The sequence below is a fragment of the Bradyrhizobium sp. cir1 genome, assembly GCF_014198245.1.
Lineage (GTDB): Bacteria > Pseudomonadota > Alphaproteobacteria > Rhizobiales > Xanthobacteraceae > Bradyrhizobium.
Map to the genome: position 1 here is coordinate 75,153 of NZ_JACIHE010000015.1, position 15,957 is coordinate 91,109.

Consider the following 15,957-nt stretch of genomic DNA (forward strand, 5'->3'; position numbering starts at 1 on the left):
AACAGAAAGACTCGCCGCGCGCACAACGAATCGGCTTTGCCCCCATTAAACGGACATGTCAACGGACAGCGGCGACTTCGCCGTTGGGCCGATAGCGGACTATCGATACCGTGCAAAAAAGCGAGGCGGGGCGCGTTGATGCGGCGCTCAGCGCGTAGGATGGGTTGAGTCCTTGCGAAAACCCATCATGCTTCGTCGCATATGGAAGGAGCGATGGGTTTCGCTGGCGCTCAACCCATCTTACGAGCTGTTTTCAGGAGGCGCGGACCCCGGCCGCCGAACAGAAAGCGCCGTCACTCAACCGGCAGCATCCGAACCATTCAGAAAAGCAGAATGCATGGTCTTACTCGATCACTTCGTCGGCGCTGGCGAGCAAAGTCGACGGCAATTCCAGTCCAATCGACTTTGCCGCCTTTTGATTCAGGACGAATTTGAAGCTGGTCGGTTGCTGCACCGGCAAGTCCCGCTCCCCTTTCAGAACCCGGGCGACATAGGCGCCGCACTTGCGGTAGACCTCTACATAATCGGTGGAATAGCTGCTCAGCCCGCCGACTTCGACAAAATCGCGCACCGGATACGACGCTGGGATGGCATGCCGGGTCGCCAGCGCGACGATCTGATGGCGCAACGCGCCATAGGCTGTGTCGGCCCCCACCAATAGCGCGTCGACCTTGCTCTCACCTAGGCTCACGAACGCCTTCTCGATTTCATCGAGATTGCGTGCTTGCACGACAAGCAACTGTAGCCCCAAGCCCCGCGCCAGCTCCGCGTTCGTCTTCAGCGCAATTTCGGTGAATGCTGGATTCGCAGGATTCACCATGTAGGCAACCGCTCTTGCGCTAGGCACAAGCTCGTGCAGCAGTTGCAGTCGTTTTGAGAAGAGCTCCCCGGCGAGACCGGTGATCCCGGTGATGTTTCTTCCCGGCTGGGCAAGGCTCGGAACAACCCCTGTCTTTACCGGGTCTGCTCCCATCACGAACACTATCGGAATGGAGCCTGCCGCCGCCTTGGCCGCGATCACGGCCGGCGTGTTTGCTCCCACGAAGATCACATCGACGTTGCGTTGGACGAGTTCGGAAGCAAGATGGCTCAACCGATCCAGATCGTTGTTGGCAAGCCGGTACTCGAGAGAAACGTTCTGATCTCGCTTGAATCCGGCCTCGGCGAGGCCGCTCTCGAACGCAGCGAAATAGCTCCGCGATGTTTCGAAACTCGCGCTGTGCAGGATTCCGACCGATCGCACTGATGCTGCTTGAGCTGTGGCACGCAAACCAGCAGCGGCGCCACCTATCAGTCCAATGAACTCTCGCCGTCTCATGGGTGCGTTCCGAGGCTCCCCGAGGATCATATCGGGTCGTCCGACCGAAGCAAGGTCGCCGGAATCGGGGGCGGATCAGCGCGTAGGATGGGTTGAGCCCTTGCGAAACCCATCATGCTTCGTCGCATGTGGAGGGAGCGATGGGTTTCGCTGGCGCTCTACCCGTCCTACGAGCTGCTATACTCTCGTTATCCTTAGATGAGCTGAATGGGGAGGATGATTGTGGACGAACCTGCGCTGGACTGGAGCAGAGGATTGTCGCCGCAAAAAGAAATGGTTCGCGCTTTTTACAAGGAGCTTTGGGACCGCGCTGATAAGACTCTCATCCCAAAGATATTTCACGCCAATTTCACGTTTCGTGGCTCTCTGGGTCCTACCCTCGTCGGGCACGAGGGCTTTGCGGGCTATGTCGATTTCGTCACATCGACCTTCGGTTCGTATACGACCGACATTCTGGCCATGGTCGAGGAAGGACCTTGTGTAAGCGGGAAAATGCGTTTCCACGGCTATCACAGGAAGGAGTTGTTCGGGATTCCCCCAAGTGGGCACCATGTATGGTGGATAGGCATGCCAATCTTCACCTTTGAAGGTGGCAAAGTTCGCGATCTTTTCGTGCTTGGAGATATCTACGGACTGATCGAACGAATGCGTACGGCTTGAGCGCGTGGGATAGGTCGAGCGATTGCGAAACCCATCATGCTTCGTCGCATGTGGAGGGAGCGATGGGTTTCGCTGGCGCTCTACCCATCCTACGAGCTGCAGGCTGATTGACCCAGCCGTTGCTGTTTTGCGCGGCGGGCACCCCAAGGACTTGGGGTGGCCAGGGCGTATCTCACAAGATCGATTCTTGAAGAACGCGCGCGATGTCCGCTTGCCCGCCAACAGCGCGCAAAAGCGGCTATCGTCGGACTTCCGGGTTGGGCCAGGAGCCGGCATCCCGGCGCCTTCCCAGTATCCCCAATTTGGGGGTAGGATTCTGACCACCTGGACAAGAGGACGTCTCCGATTTCAACGGCAGATCGCCGAAAGGGGAACAAACATGTTGAGTGTGCTCACGTCCGCGACTTCGGCGCTTTCACGAGGTTTCCTGTTGACCACGCTCCCTGCAGCTGTGGGTCTGGGGGCAACAATTGGATTTTCCGTTGCTCAGCCCAACCAGGCCGAGGCGCCAACGACTATCGATCGATCGGCGTCAGTCCAACTCGCACAGGCGACTCCGTCCACCACCACATCGGTAAGCGAAAAGGACACCATTCATGGCGTCCTTAGCAGCTACTACGACACGCGCGATCCTGCGGCGGCATCAGCATTTTTTGGCGAACCAGCTTTGATCGTTTCACCAAACCAAGTGGTTGCGCTTAGCACCCGCGCTGACGTTGAGGCCTTTTTTGATAAGCTCGTGGCGAGTCGTAAAGGCAGTGGATATTCACATTCCAAGTTGGGTGACCATCGCGTCAAACTACTGAATTCGACAACGGCGCTGTACAGCACGGTCGCAATTCGCATGAAAGCGGACGGCACAGAAATGCAACGGTCTGGCTTCACTTACCTGCTTCACAAAGGTGACGCCGGATGGAGAATTCACGAAATTATCGCCACCGATGTTGACAAGCTGGTCAGCGCCGATTGAGCGAGAAGTTAGTCGCACATTACCCGTCATCGAGAGCCCGTCGACTTCCGAGATGGGTCAATTTCGACCGAGTCGACGGTCATTGCCTACCATCTGTTGCCTACCATCTGATGTCCGCGGTGCTCCAGAAGCGACCAAACTATTGCGTTGCCGCGAAATGTAGCGATGGGCCAAAACCGGCGAAGCTCCGAACGCGCCGGATGATTCCGTATCGCCATCAAGAGCGGACATCCGCAAACTCGGGTTAACGAGCAACCGCCCTACCCCGTCGGCGTGCCCTGCTTCCACTGACCGCCGGCGATCCTGGCAGCCGCGATCACCGCCTGGGTACGGCTCTCGACTCCGAGCTTTTGCAGGATCGCCGAGACATGCGCCTTGATGGTGGCCTCGGAGACGCCGAGTTCATAGGCGATCTGCTTGTTGAGCAATCCCTCGGACAGCATCATCAGGACCCGGACCTGCTGCGGGGTCAGCGTCACCAGGCGGTCGCGCAGGCGCGTCATGTCAGGGTCGGCAGCAGCGGACAGGTCGGTGTCGGCGGGGACCCAGACGTCGCCTTCCATAACCTTGAGAATGGCGTCGCGCAGCGTCTCGACGCCGAACCGCTTGGGGATGAAGCCGGAGGCGCCGAAATCGAGCGAGCGGCGGATCGTGGCGCTGTCGTCGGAGGCCGAGACGATCACCACCGGGACCGCCGGATATTGCGCGCGCAGATAGATCAGGCCGGAGAAGCCGGAGATCCCGGGCATCGAAAGGTCGAGCAGGATCAGGTCGACGTCGGAGGTCTGCTCCAGGAGCTTGGTCAGGTCCTCGAACGATCCGGCCTCGTCGATCCTGGCCGAGGTCAGGACGCTCGCCACAGCCTGCCGCAGCGCGTCGCGGAACAGGGGATGGTCATCGGCAATGACGAGATGGGTCGAGGGAGCGTTCATCGTTCTCTTGCTGTCGTTCGCGCCCGGCCGGCGAGTCGCTGCCGCGGCAGGTCAATTCTTCCCTGCCCGGCCGTGGCATGCAAGTGCACATTATCCCTTTGCTGCAAAGGGGTTAATCCGCAAGCCCTCACGGCACGCACCGGCGCCCGATACCGGGCCGTCAGGTGCGCGTCAGTGCGCAAGGCCGAAAGTCGTATTGGGGCGGGTTTCACGCCGATGTTACCTTGCAGGCAAGACCTGGGTCGATCCGGCATGTCCGGACGCCCGGGGCGCGAGGAAACGCATTTCGGGGAGCGACTCAATATGTCGACAATGGCTGTGTCTCAGGCTGGCGCAGGAGGGATGACGAAGGACGAACGTTTCGTCATTCTCGCCTCCTCGCTCGGTACCGTCTTCGAGTGGTACGACTTCTACCTCTACGGTTCGCTCGCCTCGATCATCGGCGTGCAGTTCTTCTCGGACTATCCGCCGGCCACACGCGACATCTTCGCACTGCTGGCATTCGCCGCCGGCTTCCTGGTGCGTCCGTTCGGCGCGATCGTGTTCGGCCGCATCGGCGACATCGTCGGCCGCAAATACACCTTCCTCGTCACCATCCTGATCATGGGCCTTTCGACCTTCATCGTCGGCCTGCTGCCGAGTGCAGCCACCATCGGCATCGCAGCCCCGATCATCCTGATCGCGCTGCGCCTTGCCCAGGGCCTGGCGCTCGGCGGCGAGTATGGCGGTGCGGCGACCTATGTCGCGGAGCATGCGCCGCACGGCAAGCGCGGCTACTACACCTCCTTCATCCAGACCACCGCGACGCTGGGTCTGTTCCTGTCGCTGCTGGTGATCCTGTTCACCCGCACCGCGACCGGCGAAGCCGATTTCGCGAAGTGGGGCTGGCGCATCCCGTTCCTGGTGTCGGTACTGCTGCTCGGTGTCTCGGTCTGGATCCGGCTGCGCCTCAATGAATCCCCGATCTTCCAGAAGATGAAGGAAGAGGGAAAGAGCTCGAAGGCGCCGCTGACGGAAGCCTTCGGCAACTGGCAGAACGGCAAGCTCGTGCTGCTCGCCCTGCTCGGCGGCACCATGGGCCAGGGCGTGGTCTGGTACACGGGGCAGTTCTACGCGCTGTTCTTCCTGCAATCGATCCTGAAGGTCGACGGCTATACCGCCAACCTGCTGATCGCCTGGTCGCTGTTGTTCGGCACCGGCTTCTTCATCGTGTTCGGTGTCCTCTCCGACAAGATCGGCCGCAAGCCGATCATCCTCGGCGGCTGCCTGATCGCGGCGCTGACCTTCTTCCCGATCTTCAAGATGATCACCAGCAACGCCAACCCGGCGCTGGAGAAGGCGATCGAGCAGACCAAGGTCGAGGTGGTGGCCGATCCCGCAGGCTGCGGCGACCTGTTCAACCCGGTCGGCACCCGCGTCTTCACCGCGCCTTGCGACACCGCACGCGCCTTCCTGTCCCAGTCGTCGGTCAAGTATTCGACGACGGCCGGTCCGGCTGGCTCCGGGGTCAAGGTCGTCGTCAACGGCAAGGACGTGGCCTACGCCAACGCCAAGGAAAGCAACCCCGCGGTGCTCGCCGCGGTGCAGGCGGCCGGCTATCCGAAGGCGGGTGACGCCGGGATCGTGAAGATGTCGAATCCGTTCGACATCTTCCGCCCGCAGGTCGCAGCCATCATTGGCCTGCTGTTCATCCTGGTGATCTTCGTCACCATGGTCTACGGGCCGATCGCGGCGATGCTGGTCGAATTGTTCCCGACCCGCATCCGCTACACCTCGATGTCGCTGCCCTACCACATCGGCAACGGCTGGTTCGGCGGACTGTTGCCGGCGACCGCATTCGCGATCGTGGCCTCGACGGGCGATATCTATGCGGGTCTCTGGTATCCGATCGCGTTCGCGGTGATCACCGCCGTGGTCGGCTTCCTGTTCCTGCCCGAGACCAAGGACGTCGACATCAAGGCGACCTAATCGCAAGCACCGGTCTCAACCGACACCAACCGGCCGCGGTCTCCGCGGCCGGTTTTGTTTTGGTCACCGCGACGCGCCGATGAATTGCAGCACGACCTCGCGGCGATGCGGATGGGTCCGATGCTCGATCAGATAGATCGCCTGCCAGGTGCCGAGCGCGAGCTTGCCGTCCAGCACCGGCACGTGGAGCGAGGTCTCCGTCAGCATGGTCTTGACGTGCGCCGGCATATCGTCCGGCCCTTCGGTGTCGTGAGTCCAGCCTGCATCTTCATCGTCCGGCGCGAACCGCGCCAGCGCCGTGGTGAGATCGACGAGCACGGAAGGATCGGCATTCTCCTGGATCGTCAGCGACGCCGAGGTGTGACGGATGAACAGTGTCAGCGCGCCGTCGCGGGCGCGGACCTCGGCGACGAACTTCGCAGCCTCGCTGGTGAGATCGGTGAAGCCGCTGCCCGGCGTCTGCACCGTGAGCAGCGACGAGGAGATGGTGGTGGCCTGCACCGTCGTTGGCGCCGAGCGGGTTACGGATTTGGCTGATGTCATGAAAAGTCTCCCGTAACGTCGTCCTGGCGAAAGCCAGGACCCATTACCCCGAATGCGCGTGATGGCGAAAAGCGGCAACGTGCATCGAGAATGAACCGACAGGCCGCGGCGTATGGGTCCTGGCTTTCGCCAGGACGACAACTCAAATCTTTCCCGACACGTCCTTTTGCACCCGGTTGGCCATGTCGATCAGCCGGCGCCAGGCCTTTTCCAGGAACGACATCACGCGATCGAGGTCCTGATCGCTGGGCAGCGGGATCTCGATCTTGCGGTCGCCCTCGGCGACCTTTGGTTCTCGTGCTTGCGGCTCCGCCTTCTTCAGCGGGTCGGATTTCGGCAGCGCCTCGTCGATCTTGCCCGACACGGTCGGCCCGGCCGCGAGCTGTCCCTTCAGCTTCTCGACCTCGGCCTGGAGCCGGCCGATCTCGGCATCGAACGCGGCGCGCTCGTCGGGCACCGCGTAGCAGGCCCAGCCGGTCCCGTTCCTGGTGCAGGTCGACATCGTTCCTGTGCGGGTGTCGAGCCGCAGCACCCCCTCCGGGATCGGCGTCATGGTGTAGCGGCCGTTTTCGCTGTCGGGCGCCGATTGCGCGGCCACCAGGCTGCCGCTGACGACCATCACGGCGGCGAACGACGCCGCGAGCCATGATGCTGTGGATGACGTCACTGGTCTCATCGCGCTCTCCGCCACGATGCGCAGGTGGCACATCCGCGATTCTACACCGCGGAGCGGCGATCTGCCGCCAAAAACACCCGCCCGAAATCAACGATTCCGCCGGCCGGTTTGATCCCGGCAGCGCCGCGAACTGGCGGCCGCATCCACCGATCAAGAGGAGAGCTGCTGCGGTGCGGCGTCACGCTGTGCGTAGCGCTGCCGCGCGCGCCAATATTATCAAACAAATCAGCCACATAGCGGAAAGCGACGCAATCGTGACTTGGCTTGACTTGATTATAGGCCATCAGTATGGTCCGCGCGGCTTTTGAGGGTGGCGGGCGTAATTTCCATTTGGCCGCAGCGTTTCGGGTCTTTGTCGCATGGCACAGAGCACGGGACACGGTGAGAATGGGGATCGCGATAGATCGTCCGAGGAAGCTGCGCTTTCCGAACGGCTCGGAAATCTTGATCAGCGGTTGTCCGAATTTCGCGACCGCCGGATCAAGACCGAGCAACCCGCAGGTGACGGTGAGGACAGGGCGGCCAGAGCCTCGGCGATGGCGCTTGGTTTTCGGTTATCCTCCGAGTTGGTCGCCGGTGTCGCTGTCGGAGCGGGGATTGGCTGGGGGTTCGACCGCTTGCTGTCGACGTCGCCCTTCGGATTTATCGTGTTCCTGCTGCTGGGCTTCGTGGCCGGCGTGGTGAATGTGGTGAGATCGGCGGGCGCGGGTCAGAACAGGCGCGGTGGTTCGTAAGGCGATCCCCACAGGAGAGGAATGATCGTGCCGGCCTTGCCGGTACGGGCCGGCCCGGCCGGCAGACCGAGACCCGCCGGCATGGCCCGGCAGACCAAGAGATGCCGCGCTGATGAAAATCGATCCGATCCACCAGTTCAACATCGAGCCTCTCTTCACCTTGGGCCATATCGGCAATCACACGATCGCCTTCACCAATTCGTCGCTCTACATGCTGGTGGCGGTCGCCATCATCTCGATCCTGATGCTGGCCAGCGGCACGCAGCTGGTTCCCGGGCGCCTGCAGTCGGTCGCCGAGATCTCCTACGAATTCGTCGCCTCGACCATCCGTTCGACGGCCGGCGCGGAAGGCATGAAGTTCTTCCCGCTGATCTTCTCGCTGTTCATGTTCATCTGCGTCTCGAACCTGGTCGGCATCATCCCGTACACGTTCACGGTGTCGAGCCACCTGATCGTCACCGTAGGGCTGGCGCTGCTGGTCTTCTTCACCGTGCTGATCTACGGCGTCGCCAAGAACGGCCTGAAATTCTTCTCGATTTTCGTTCCTCACGGCGTCCCCGGCTACATCCTGCCGCTGGTCATGTTCATCGAGATCCTGTCGTTCTTCCTGCGGCCGGTCTCGCACAGCATTCGTCTGTTCGCCAACATGCTGGCCGGTCATATCGCGCTGAAGGTGTTCGCGGGCTTCGTCGCCATGCTGGGCTTCTCGCTCGGCGCCATCGGCTGGGTCGGTGGCGTGCTGCCGCTGGCGCTCACGGTCGCGCTTTACGCCCTCGAGATTCTGGTCGCGTTCCTGCAAGCCTATGTGTTTGCGATCCTGACCTGCATCTACCTCAACGACGCCATTCATCCGGGACACTGAGCGGTCCGGGGAATTTCCACCCACAACGCAATCTTTCTTCCAAGGAGTCTAAAATGGATCCGGCAGCAGCAAAACTTATCGGCGCGGGCATCGCGTGCATCGGCATGGGCGGTGCGGGCGTCGGCGTGGGCGTGATCTTCGGCAACTACCTCGCCGCAGCCGTTCGCAACCCCTCGGCCGCTCAGGGCCAGTTCGGCAACCTGATCTTCGGCTTCGCCGTGACCGAAGCGCTCGGCATCTTCTCGCTGCTGATCGCGCTGCTTCTGCTGTTCGTTTTCTAAGAACGACTTCTTTCGCGCCGCTTCATCCGAAGCGGCGCGTGACAGCAACAGGAGTACTCCATGGCCGAGAGTCATGGCGGGGCAAAACCGGCGGCGGGCGCTCACACCGAAGCCGATGGCGGTCATCACGGCGGCGGTTTTCCGCCGTTCGAGAGCAGCACCTTTGCTTCGCAGCTGGTGTCGCTCGCGATCTTCTTCGTCCTGCTTTACGTGATCGTGTCCAAGCTCGCTCTGCCGAAGGTCGGCGGTGCGATCGAGGCGCGCCAGAACAAGATCGAGGGTGACCTCACTGAGGCGCAGGCGCTGAAGGACCAGTCCGAGGCTGCGCTGAAGGCCTATGAAAGCGAGCTCGCTTCGGCGCGTTCGCGGGCGCAGGCGATCGGCAACGAATCCCGCGACAAGGCGAATGCGCAGGCGGACGCCGAGCGCAAGACGCTGGAAGAGCAGCTGGCGGCCAAGCTCGCCGAGGCGGAGAAGACCATCGCCTCGACCCGCACGACCGCCATGAGCAACGTCCGCGGTATCGCGTCCGATGCCGCAGGCCAGATCGTGCAGCAGCTCACCGGCGTCGTTCCGGATGTGGCGTCGGTCAATGCCGCCGTTGATGCGTCCTTGAAGGGGTAGTCGATATGTTCTTCGATCCTGAAACCTGGGTCGCCGTCGCGTTCGTGATCCTGATGATCGTGTTCGGCTATCTCGGGGTCTTCAAGTCGGCGATGACGGCGCTGGATCATCGCGCCGCCCGCATCAAGGCCGAGCTCGACGACGCCGCGCGCCTCAAGCAGGAGGCGGCCAAGGTGCTCGCCGACTACAAGGCGCGCAGTGCCACGGCCGAGCGCGAGGCTGCCGACATCATCGCCAACGCCAAGGCCGAAGCCGAGCGCATCGCGGCCGACGCCAAGGCGAAGATGGAAGACTTCGTCGCCCGCCGCACCAAGACCGCGGAGAGCAAGATCGCGCTCGCCGAAGCCCAGGCGCTGGCCGATGTCCGCGCCGCCGCCGCGGAAGCCGCCGTCCAGGCCGCCTCCACGATCCTGTCGCAGTCGGTCAAGGGCCAGGTCGCCGACGACCTGCTCGCCAAGGGCATCAACGAGGTTCGGCAGAAGCTGAACTGAGGGCTTCGCCTGCATCAATCAAAAAGCCGGCGCGATGAGCGCCGGCTTTTTTGTTTTGTCCGATAGCGGTCCCGCAACCCGCCTCACTCGTAATCCACCTTCATCAAAAACAGCCCGTCCGGCGGGGCGACGATGCCGCAGGCGGTGCGGTTGCGGGCGGCGAGGGCTGCGGAGAGATCGTCCGCGGTCCAGCGGCCCTCGCCGACCCAGACCAATGATCCCACCATCGAGCGCACCTGGCTGTGCAGGAACGAGCGCGCCGAGGTGATGACGGTGATCTCGCGGCCGTCGCGGATGACGTCGAGCTGGTCGAGCGTCTTCTCCGGCGATCTGGCCTGGCACTCGGTGTCGCGGAAGGTGGTGAAATCGTGCTTGCCGAGCAGGCGCTGCGCCGCCGTATGCATCGCCTCGGCATCGAGCTTGCGTGGCACGCGCCAGGCATGGCCGACGTCGAGCGCGAGATTGGCGCGGGTGTTGACGATGCGGTAGCGGTAGTGGCGCTTGACCGCCGAAAAGCGCGCCTCGAAGCTGTCGGGCACGATTTCGGCCTCGAGCACCGCGATCGGATGCGGGCGCAGATGCGCATTGAGCCCGTCGCGAAAACGGCCGGGCGGAAATTGCTTCTCGACATCGACATGCGCGACCTGGCCGCGCGCATGCACGCCGGCATCGGTGCGGCCCGCGCCATGCACCCGCAAATCCGCGCCAGTCATCGCCTTCACCGCCGTTTCGAGCGCGCCCTGCACCGACGGCAGCGTGTCCTGCACCTGCCAGCCGAAGAACGGCGCGCCGTCATATTCGATGGTGAGCTTGTAGCGGGGCATCAGTTTCCAGTTTCACCGTCATTGCCCGCCTTGTGCGCTGTTGCGCACTGGGGCGGGCAATCCAGTACTCCGCGGCCTATCCGATTAACCGAGAAGTCTCGGCGTACTGGATACCCCGCCTTCGCGGGGTATGACAGTGTCAGGTGAATTTGGCGCCGGCCTTCAGCGGAACGCCGCGCAAAAAGTCCGCGGCCTGCATCCGGGCCTTGCCTTCGCGCTGCAGCTCGATGATGCGGATCGCGCCCTCGCCGCAGGCGATGGTGAGGAGGTCGTCGAGCACCTCGCCGGGCGCGCCCGCCCCCTTCGCCAGCTCGCAGCGCAGGATCTTGACGCGCGCGCTCTCGAGCTCGGCCCAGGCGCCGGGAAACGGCGACAGGCCGTGGATGTGGCGCAGCACCGCGCGGGCCGGCTTGCTCCAGTCGATCCGGGCCTCGGCCTTGTCGATCTTGGCGGCGTAAGTGATGCCGTCTTCGCCCTGCGTCTTGAGCTGGAGCCCGCCGCGGGCGAGCGCGGCCATGGCACGGACCATCAGGTCGGCGCCGAGGCGGGAGAGACGGTCATGCAGGTCGCGCGCGGTCATGGTGTCGGTGATTGGAAGGCGCTCGGCCATGGCGACGTCTCCGGTGTCGAGGCCGACATCCATCTTCATCACCATGACGCCGCTCTCGGCATCGCCTGCCATGATCGCGCGATTGATGGGGGCAGCGCCGCGCCAGCGCGGCAGGAGCGAGGCGTGCAGATTGTAGCAGCCGAGCTTCGGCGCATCGAGGATCGCCTGCGGCAGGATCATGCCATAGGCGACGACGACGGCCGCATCCGCATCGAACGCGCTGAATTCGTCGAGCGCCTCCGGCGTCTTCAGCGTCTTCGGCGTCAGCACGGGAATGCCGAGTTTTCGCGCCGCTTCCTCCACAGGCGTCGGCTGCAATTGCAGGCCGCGTCGCCCGCCCGGCTTCGGCGCACGCGTATAGACCGCCGCGATCTCATGGCCATGCGCGACCAGCTCGAGCAGCGTCGGCACGGAGAAATCGGGCGTGCCCATGAAGATGAGGCGGAGGGGCATCGACGAAGAACCCTACTCCCCCGCGCGCTTGGCGGCTTTCTCGAACTTCTTCATCACACGGTCGCGTTTGAGCTTCGACAGATAGTCGACGAACAGCACGCCGTTGAGATGGTCGATCTCGTGCTGGATGCAGGTGGCATAGAGGCCTTCGGCGTCCTCCTCGTGCACCTTGCCGTCGAGATCGATGAAGCGCACGCGCACCTTCGCGGGACGTTCGACCTCCTCGTAATATTCGGGGATCGAGAGGCAGCCTTCCTCATAAACTGAGAGCTCCTCGGAGGAGGCGAGTATCTCTGGATTGATGAAGACGCGCGGCTCGTGCTTGGTCTCGCCGCTCTCGTCGCGCTTGGCGAGATCCATGGTGATCAGTCGCAGCGGCTGCGCGACCTGGATCGCCGCCAGGCCGATGCCGGGCGCCTCGTACATGGTCTCGAACATGTCGTCGGCAAGCTTGCGGATCTCCGAAGTGACCTTCTCGATCGGCTTGGAGACTAGGCGCAGCTGCTTGTCGGGCAGGATGATGATTTCTCGTAGGGCCATGGCCGCGATTTAAGCCCCGCGCCGGGTGCGGTCAATGCGGCGAGGAACCCCGTTAACCCTCCGCTAACCATAAAACTTCAGGTTTCGTTAGCCATAAAAATTAGGGGGCGGTTAACCGATGGCGTTCCCTCTTCGTTCGCGCCGGCCTGCGAATCGGTTAGAACGGCTGGCATGAACGAGATCATTGTCATGCTGGGCGACTGGCCGGTGCGCACCATCGACGCGCTGATCGGCTTCGGCGCGCTCGTCCTCATCCTGCTGGTTGTGATTGCGGTCGTGATCGCGCGATCGGGGCGGCGCGGCGCGGAACTCGCCATGGCGCACGCGATTCGGGCCGACGAGCTCGAGGAGCGTCTCGCCCAGGTGCTGCGCGCCCAGAGCGAGGCCTCGGGCCGGGTCGACGCCATGACCCAGGCGCTGGCCGGCCGCCAGGCCGAGATGGCGCGAGCCGTCAACGAGCGGCTGGATTCGGTCACCCACCGCGTCGGCCAGTCCATGGAACATTCGACCCGCAACACCATGGAGAGCCTGCGAGCCCTGCACGAGCGGCTCGGCATCATCGACAGCGCGCACAAGAATCTCACCGACCTGACCACGCAGGTGACGACGTTGCGCGATGTGCTCGCCAACAAGCAGTCGCGCGGCGCCTTCGGCCAGGCGCGGATGGAGGCGATCGTCCAGGACGGCCTTCCCAAGGGCTCCTACGAGTTCCAATTCACGCTCTCGACGGGCAAGCGCCCGGACTGCGTCGTGTTCCTCCCCGACCAGCGCCCGCTCTGCATTGACGCCAAATTTCCGCTGGAGGCGATGACGGCGCTGCACGACGCCCGCACCGACGAGGAACGCCGCGTTGCCACGCAGCGCCTGCGCGGCGACGTGATGAAGCATGTCAGCGACATCGCCGAAAAGTATCTCGTCACCGGCGAGACCCAGGAGATGGCGTTGATGTTCGTGCCGTCGGAATCGGTCTACGCGGAAATCCACGACGGCTTCGACGACGTGATCCAGAAGGCCTACCGCGCCCGCGTCGTGCTGGTATCGCCCTCGCTGCTGATGCTGGCGATCCAGGTGATGCAGCAGATCATGAAGGACGCGCGCATGCGCGATGCCGCTGACCAGATCCGCACCGAGGTGATCAAGCTCGGCGACGACCTCGGCCGCCTGCGCGACCGCGTTCTGAAGCTGCAGAAGCATTTTGCCGACGTCAACGAGGACGTGCGCCAGGTGCTGATCTCCGCCGACAAGATCGAGAAGCGCGCGGGGCGAATCGAGGAGCTCGATTTCAGCAAGACCGATGCAGCGGAAGGACCGAAGCTGGTGGCAACCGGCGCGGGCGAGCTGTTTCCGAGGAAGCTCCAGGCGGGGGAGTGAGATTCGGGCACACTGTCATGCCACGCGAAGGCGGGGCATCCAGTACGCCGTGACAGTCGTTGTTGAATTGAGGTGCTGGTGAGTACTGGATCGTCCGCCTTCGCGGACGATGACACCGTTGGGGTGGTCGTATGGGCGGACGCCATTACTACGTCTACATTCTCGCCAGCAAGATCGGCGGCACGCTGTACATAGGCGTGACAAACGACCTCATTCGCCGAGTGGCCGAGCACAAGTCAAAGCTCATCGAGAGCTTCACGGAGAAGTACGACGTCGCCCGGCTTGTCTACTTCGAGCAGTTCGATGATCCCGAGAACGCGATCAAACGAGAGAAGCGGCTCAAGTGGAATAGGGCCTGGAAGGTCCGTCTGATCGAGAAAGAGAACCCGAATTGGGATGATCTTTATGCTGGGATAGCAGGGCCTCCATAACGCCATCATACCCCGCGAAGGCGGGGTATCCAGTACGCCGCGGCGGCTGTGATTGAACCGAGACGCTGGTGGTTACTGGATCGTCCGCCTTCGCGGACGATGACACCGAGGATGTTGAAAGCTCTCCCGTCTCATCAGCTACAGCGAGAGTCTTTTCCCCCAGAATCTGCTAACACCACCCCATGACCGCTCCCGACGCGACCTCTTCCGCCGCGACCGCCGCCCCTGCGCCCTCCTGGCGCGAGAGCCTTGCCGTCTACCTGCAACCGCGGGTGCTGATCGTGCTGTTCCTCGGCTTCTCCTCGGGGCTGCCGCTGGCATTGTCGGGCTCGACACTGCTGGTGTGGATGCGCGAGGCCGGGGTCGATCTCAAGACCATCGGGCTGTTCGCGCTGGTCGGCACGCCCTACACGCTGAAGTTCCTGTGGGCGCCGCTGGTCGATGCGCTGCATGTGCCGCTGTTCACCCGCGCCTTCGGGCGGCGGCGCGGCTGGCTGGTGTTCTCGCAAGCCCTGCTGATCGTCGCGATCCTGCTGCTGGCGATGACCGATCCCGCACGCTCGCCGTTCTATGTCGCGCTCGGCGCGCTGCTGGTGGCGACCACGTCATCGACGCAGGACATTGTGGTCGACGCCTTCCGCGTCGAGAGCCTGCCCGAGAGCGAGCAGGCCGCCGGCATGGCGGCTTACGTCGCGGCCTATCGCATCGGCATGCTGGTCTCGACCGCGGGCGCGCTGTTCATCGTCTCCGGCTTCGAGAGCACCGGTCTCACCCGCACCTCGGCGTGGATGTGGGGCTATGTGGTGATGGCAGCGATGGTGCTGATCGGGACGATCACGGCGCTGGTCGCGACCGAGCCCGAGCAATCGGTGCGGGCCGAGGCGGCGACGCAGAAAGAGACCGCATTTACGCGCGTGCTGCACGCGGCGATCGGCGCCTTCTCGGAATTTTTGACGCGCAAGGACGCGCTCGCGGCGCTCGCCTTCGTGGTGCTGTTCAAGTTCACCGACGCCTTCTCGGGCACGATGACGGCGCCGTTCGTGATCGACCTCGGCTTCACCCGCAACGACTATGCGGCGATCGTGAAGGGCGTAGGCCTCGCTGCGACCCTGATCGGCGGCTTTGCCGGCGGCTTTGTCGCGCGGCGCTACTCGCTGGCGACTTCGCTCTGGATCGGCGGCGTGGTGCAGGCGCTCGCCAATCTGTCCTTCTCCTGGCTCGCAGTGGTCGGCACCAACCAATGGGCGCTGGCGTTCGCCATCTGCGCCGAGAACTTCACCAGTGCCATCGGCACCGTGATCTTCGTCGCCTACCTTTCGGCGCTGTGCCAGAATCCGCTGCACACGGCGACGCAATATGCGCTGCTCACCGCGCTCGCGGCGGTGGGGCGGACATATCTGTCATCGAGTGCAGGCTATGTTGCGGAGACGACCGGCTGGCCGCTGTTCTTCGTGATCTGCGTGCTGGTGGCGATCCCGAGCCTGATGCTGCTGACGTACTTGCAGAAGCGCGGGCACTTTGAGGCGCTGGGGCCGGTGAGGGTGTAGGCTCCCGTCTCTCCTCCGTCATTGCGAGCGAAGCGAAGCAATCCAGACTGTCACCGGAGAAACAGTCTGGATTGCTTCGTCGCAAGGGCTCCTCGCAATGACGACGGAGAGAGCGAACCGTC

At 63.2% G+C, this 15,957-nt stretch carries 19 protein-coding genes; 11 read left to right on the forward strand and 8 right to left on the reverse strand.

Annotation, left to right across the window (positions count from 1 at the left end; genetic code table 11):
- Positions 1–343: 343 nt before the first annotated feature.
- The gene (locus GGD63_RS26500) at positions 344–1,318 is read right to left on the reverse strand and encodes an ABC transporter substrate-binding protein (protein ID WP_183246101.1); all 975 of its coding nucleotides are present in this window, start codon (positions 1,316–1,318) and stop codon (positions 344–346) included.
- A 222-nt stretch (positions 1,319–1,540) separates the two neighbouring features.
- On the opposite strand from GGD63_RS26500, the gene GGD63_RS26505 reads away from it, so the two are divergent.
- Both GGD63_RS26505 and GGD63_RS26510 read left to right on the forward strand, forming a co-directional pair.
- On the forward strand, positions 1,541–1,978 hold the full coding sequence (locus tag GGD63_RS26505) for an ester cyclase (protein WP_312013396.1): 438 nt from the start codon (positions 1,541–1,543) through the stop codon (positions 1,976–1,978).
- A gap of 379 nt (positions 1,979–2,357) precedes the next feature.
- On the forward strand, positions 2,358–2,948 hold the full coding sequence (locus tag GGD63_RS26510; RefSeq protein WP_183246102.1) for a DUF4440 domain-containing protein: 591 nt from the start codon (positions 2,358–2,360) through the stop codon (positions 2,946–2,948).
- A 260-nt stretch (positions 2,949–3,208) separates the two neighbouring features.
- On the opposite strand, the gene GGD63_RS26515 is transcribed toward GGD63_RS26510, so the two are convergent.
- On the reverse strand, positions 3,209–3,880 hold the full coding sequence (locus tag GGD63_RS26515) for a response regulator transcription factor (protein ID WP_183246103.1): 672 nt from the start codon (positions 3,878–3,880) through the stop codon (positions 3,209–3,211).
- Positions 3,881–4,222: 342 nt separating this feature from the next.
- Here GGD63_RS26515 and GGD63_RS26520 point away from each other — a divergent pair, with 342 nt between their 5' ends.
- The gene (locus GGD63_RS26520) at positions 4,223–5,848 is read left to right on the forward strand and encodes an MFS transporter (RefSeq protein WP_183246104.1); all 1,626 of its coding nucleotides are present in this window, start codon (positions 4,223–4,225) and stop codon (positions 5,846–5,848) included.
- 63 nt (positions 5,849–5,911) lie between these two features.
- Here the strand turns inward: GGD63_RS26520 and GGD63_RS26525 are convergent, their stop codons facing one another.
- The 3 genes from GGD63_RS26525 to GGD63_RS26535 all read right to left on the reverse strand — a co-directional run bounded on the left by GGD63_RS26525 (position 5,912) and on the right by GGD63_RS26535 (position 7,351).
- Entirely contained in the window at positions 5,912–6,391 is a 480-nt protein-coding gene (locus GGD63_RS26525; protein ID WP_183246105.1) for a secondary thiamine-phosphate synthase enzyme YjbQ, read from the reverse strand.
- A 142-nt stretch (positions 6,392–6,533) separates the two neighbouring features.
- Positions 6,534–7,067, reverse strand: a complete 534-nt coding sequence (locus GGD63_RS26530; RefSeq protein ID WP_183246106.1) for a hypothetical protein — start codon at positions 7,065–7,067, stop codon at positions 6,534–6,536.
- 41 nt (positions 7,068–7,108) lie between these two features.
- A complete protein-coding gene (locus GGD63_RS26535) occupies positions 7,109–7,351 on the reverse strand; it encodes a hypothetical protein (RefSeq protein WP_183246107.1) in 243 nt (80 codons plus the stop codon).
- A 75-nt stretch (positions 7,352–7,426) separates the two neighbouring features.
- Here GGD63_RS26535 and GGD63_RS26540 point away from each other — a divergent pair, with 75 nt between their 5' ends.
- The 5 genes from GGD63_RS26540 to gspM all read left to right on the forward strand — a co-directional run bounded on the left by GGD63_RS26540 (position 7,427) and on the right by gspM (position 10,059).
- Complete coding sequence (locus tag GGD63_RS26540; protein WP_183246108.1) at positions 7,427–7,801, forward strand: AtpZ/AtpI family protein; 375 nt, start codon at positions 7,427–7,429, stop codon at positions 7,799–7,801.
- Between the two features lie 112 nt (positions 7,802–7,913).
- Complete coding sequence (locus tag GGD63_RS26545; protein ID WP_183246109.1) at positions 7,914–8,663, forward strand: F0F1 ATP synthase subunit A; 750 nt, start codon at positions 7,914–7,916, stop codon at positions 8,661–8,663.
- 53 nt (positions 8,664–8,716) lie between these two features.
- Complete coding sequence (locus GGD63_RS26550; protein WP_018643436.1) at positions 8,717–8,944, forward strand: F0F1 ATP synthase subunit C; 228 nt, start codon at positions 8,717–8,719, stop codon at positions 8,942–8,944.
- A 60-nt stretch (positions 8,945–9,004) separates the two neighbouring features.
- Positions 9,005–9,568 carry a F0F1 ATP synthase subunit B' gene (locus GGD63_RS26555; protein WP_183246110.1) on the forward strand — a complete coding sequence of 188 codons (564 nt, stop codon included), beginning with the start codon at positions 9,005–9,007 and terminating at the stop codon, positions 9,566–9,568.
- Positions 9,569–9,573: 5 nt separating this feature from the next.
- The gene (gspM, locus tag GGD63_RS26560; protein WP_172786056.1) at positions 9,574–10,059 is read left to right on the forward strand and encodes a type II secretion system protein GspM; all 486 of its coding nucleotides are present in this window, start codon (positions 9,574–9,576) and stop codon (positions 10,057–10,059) included.
- Between the two features lie 83 nt (positions 10,060–10,142).
- On the opposite strand, the gene truA is transcribed toward gspM, so the two are convergent.
- The 3 genes from truA to def all read right to left on the reverse strand — a co-directional run bounded on the left by truA (position 10,143) and on the right by def (position 12,486).
- The gene (truA, locus tag GGD63_RS26565) at positions 10,143–10,883 is read right to left on the reverse strand and encodes a tRNA pseudouridine(38-40) synthase TruA (RefSeq protein ID WP_183246111.1); all 741 of its coding nucleotides are present in this window, start codon (positions 10,881–10,883) and stop codon (positions 10,143–10,145) included.
- A 139-nt stretch (positions 10,884–11,022) separates the two neighbouring features.
- Positions 11,023–11,946, reverse strand: a complete 924-nt coding sequence (fmt, locus tag GGD63_RS26570; RefSeq protein ID WP_183246113.1) for a methionyl-tRNA formyltransferase — start codon at positions 11,944–11,946, stop codon at positions 11,023–11,025.
- 12 nt (positions 11,947–11,958) lie between these two features.
- Positions 11,959–12,486 (reverse strand): peptide deformylase, encoded by a 528-nt coding sequence (gene def, locus GGD63_RS26575; RefSeq protein WP_183246115.1) that lies wholly within the window; start codon positions 12,484–12,486, stop codon positions 11,959–11,961.
- A 171-nt stretch (positions 12,487–12,657) separates the two neighbouring features.
- Here def and GGD63_RS26580 point away from each other — a divergent pair, with 171 nt between their 5' ends.
- The 3 genes from GGD63_RS26580 (at position 12,658) to GGD63_RS26590 (ending at position 15,835) form a co-directional block, all read left to right on the forward strand.
- Complete coding sequence (locus GGD63_RS26580; protein ID WP_183246117.1) at positions 12,658–13,857, forward strand: DNA recombination protein RmuC; 1,200 nt, start codon at positions 12,658–12,660, stop codon at positions 13,855–13,857.
- Between the two features lie 131 nt (positions 13,858–13,988).
- Positions 13,989–14,288: a GIY-YIG nuclease family protein gene (locus tag GGD63_RS26585; protein WP_183246119.1), complete on the forward strand. Its 300-nt coding sequence runs from the start codon at positions 13,989–13,991 to the stop codon at positions 14,286–14,288.
- Between the two features lie 182 nt (positions 14,289–14,470).
- On the forward strand, positions 14,471–15,835 hold the full coding sequence (locus GGD63_RS26590) for an AmpG family muropeptide MFS transporter (protein ID WP_183246121.1): 1,365 nt from the start codon (positions 14,471–14,473) through the stop codon (positions 15,833–15,835).
- The last annotated feature ends 122 nt before the right edge of the window (positions 15,836–15,957 follow it).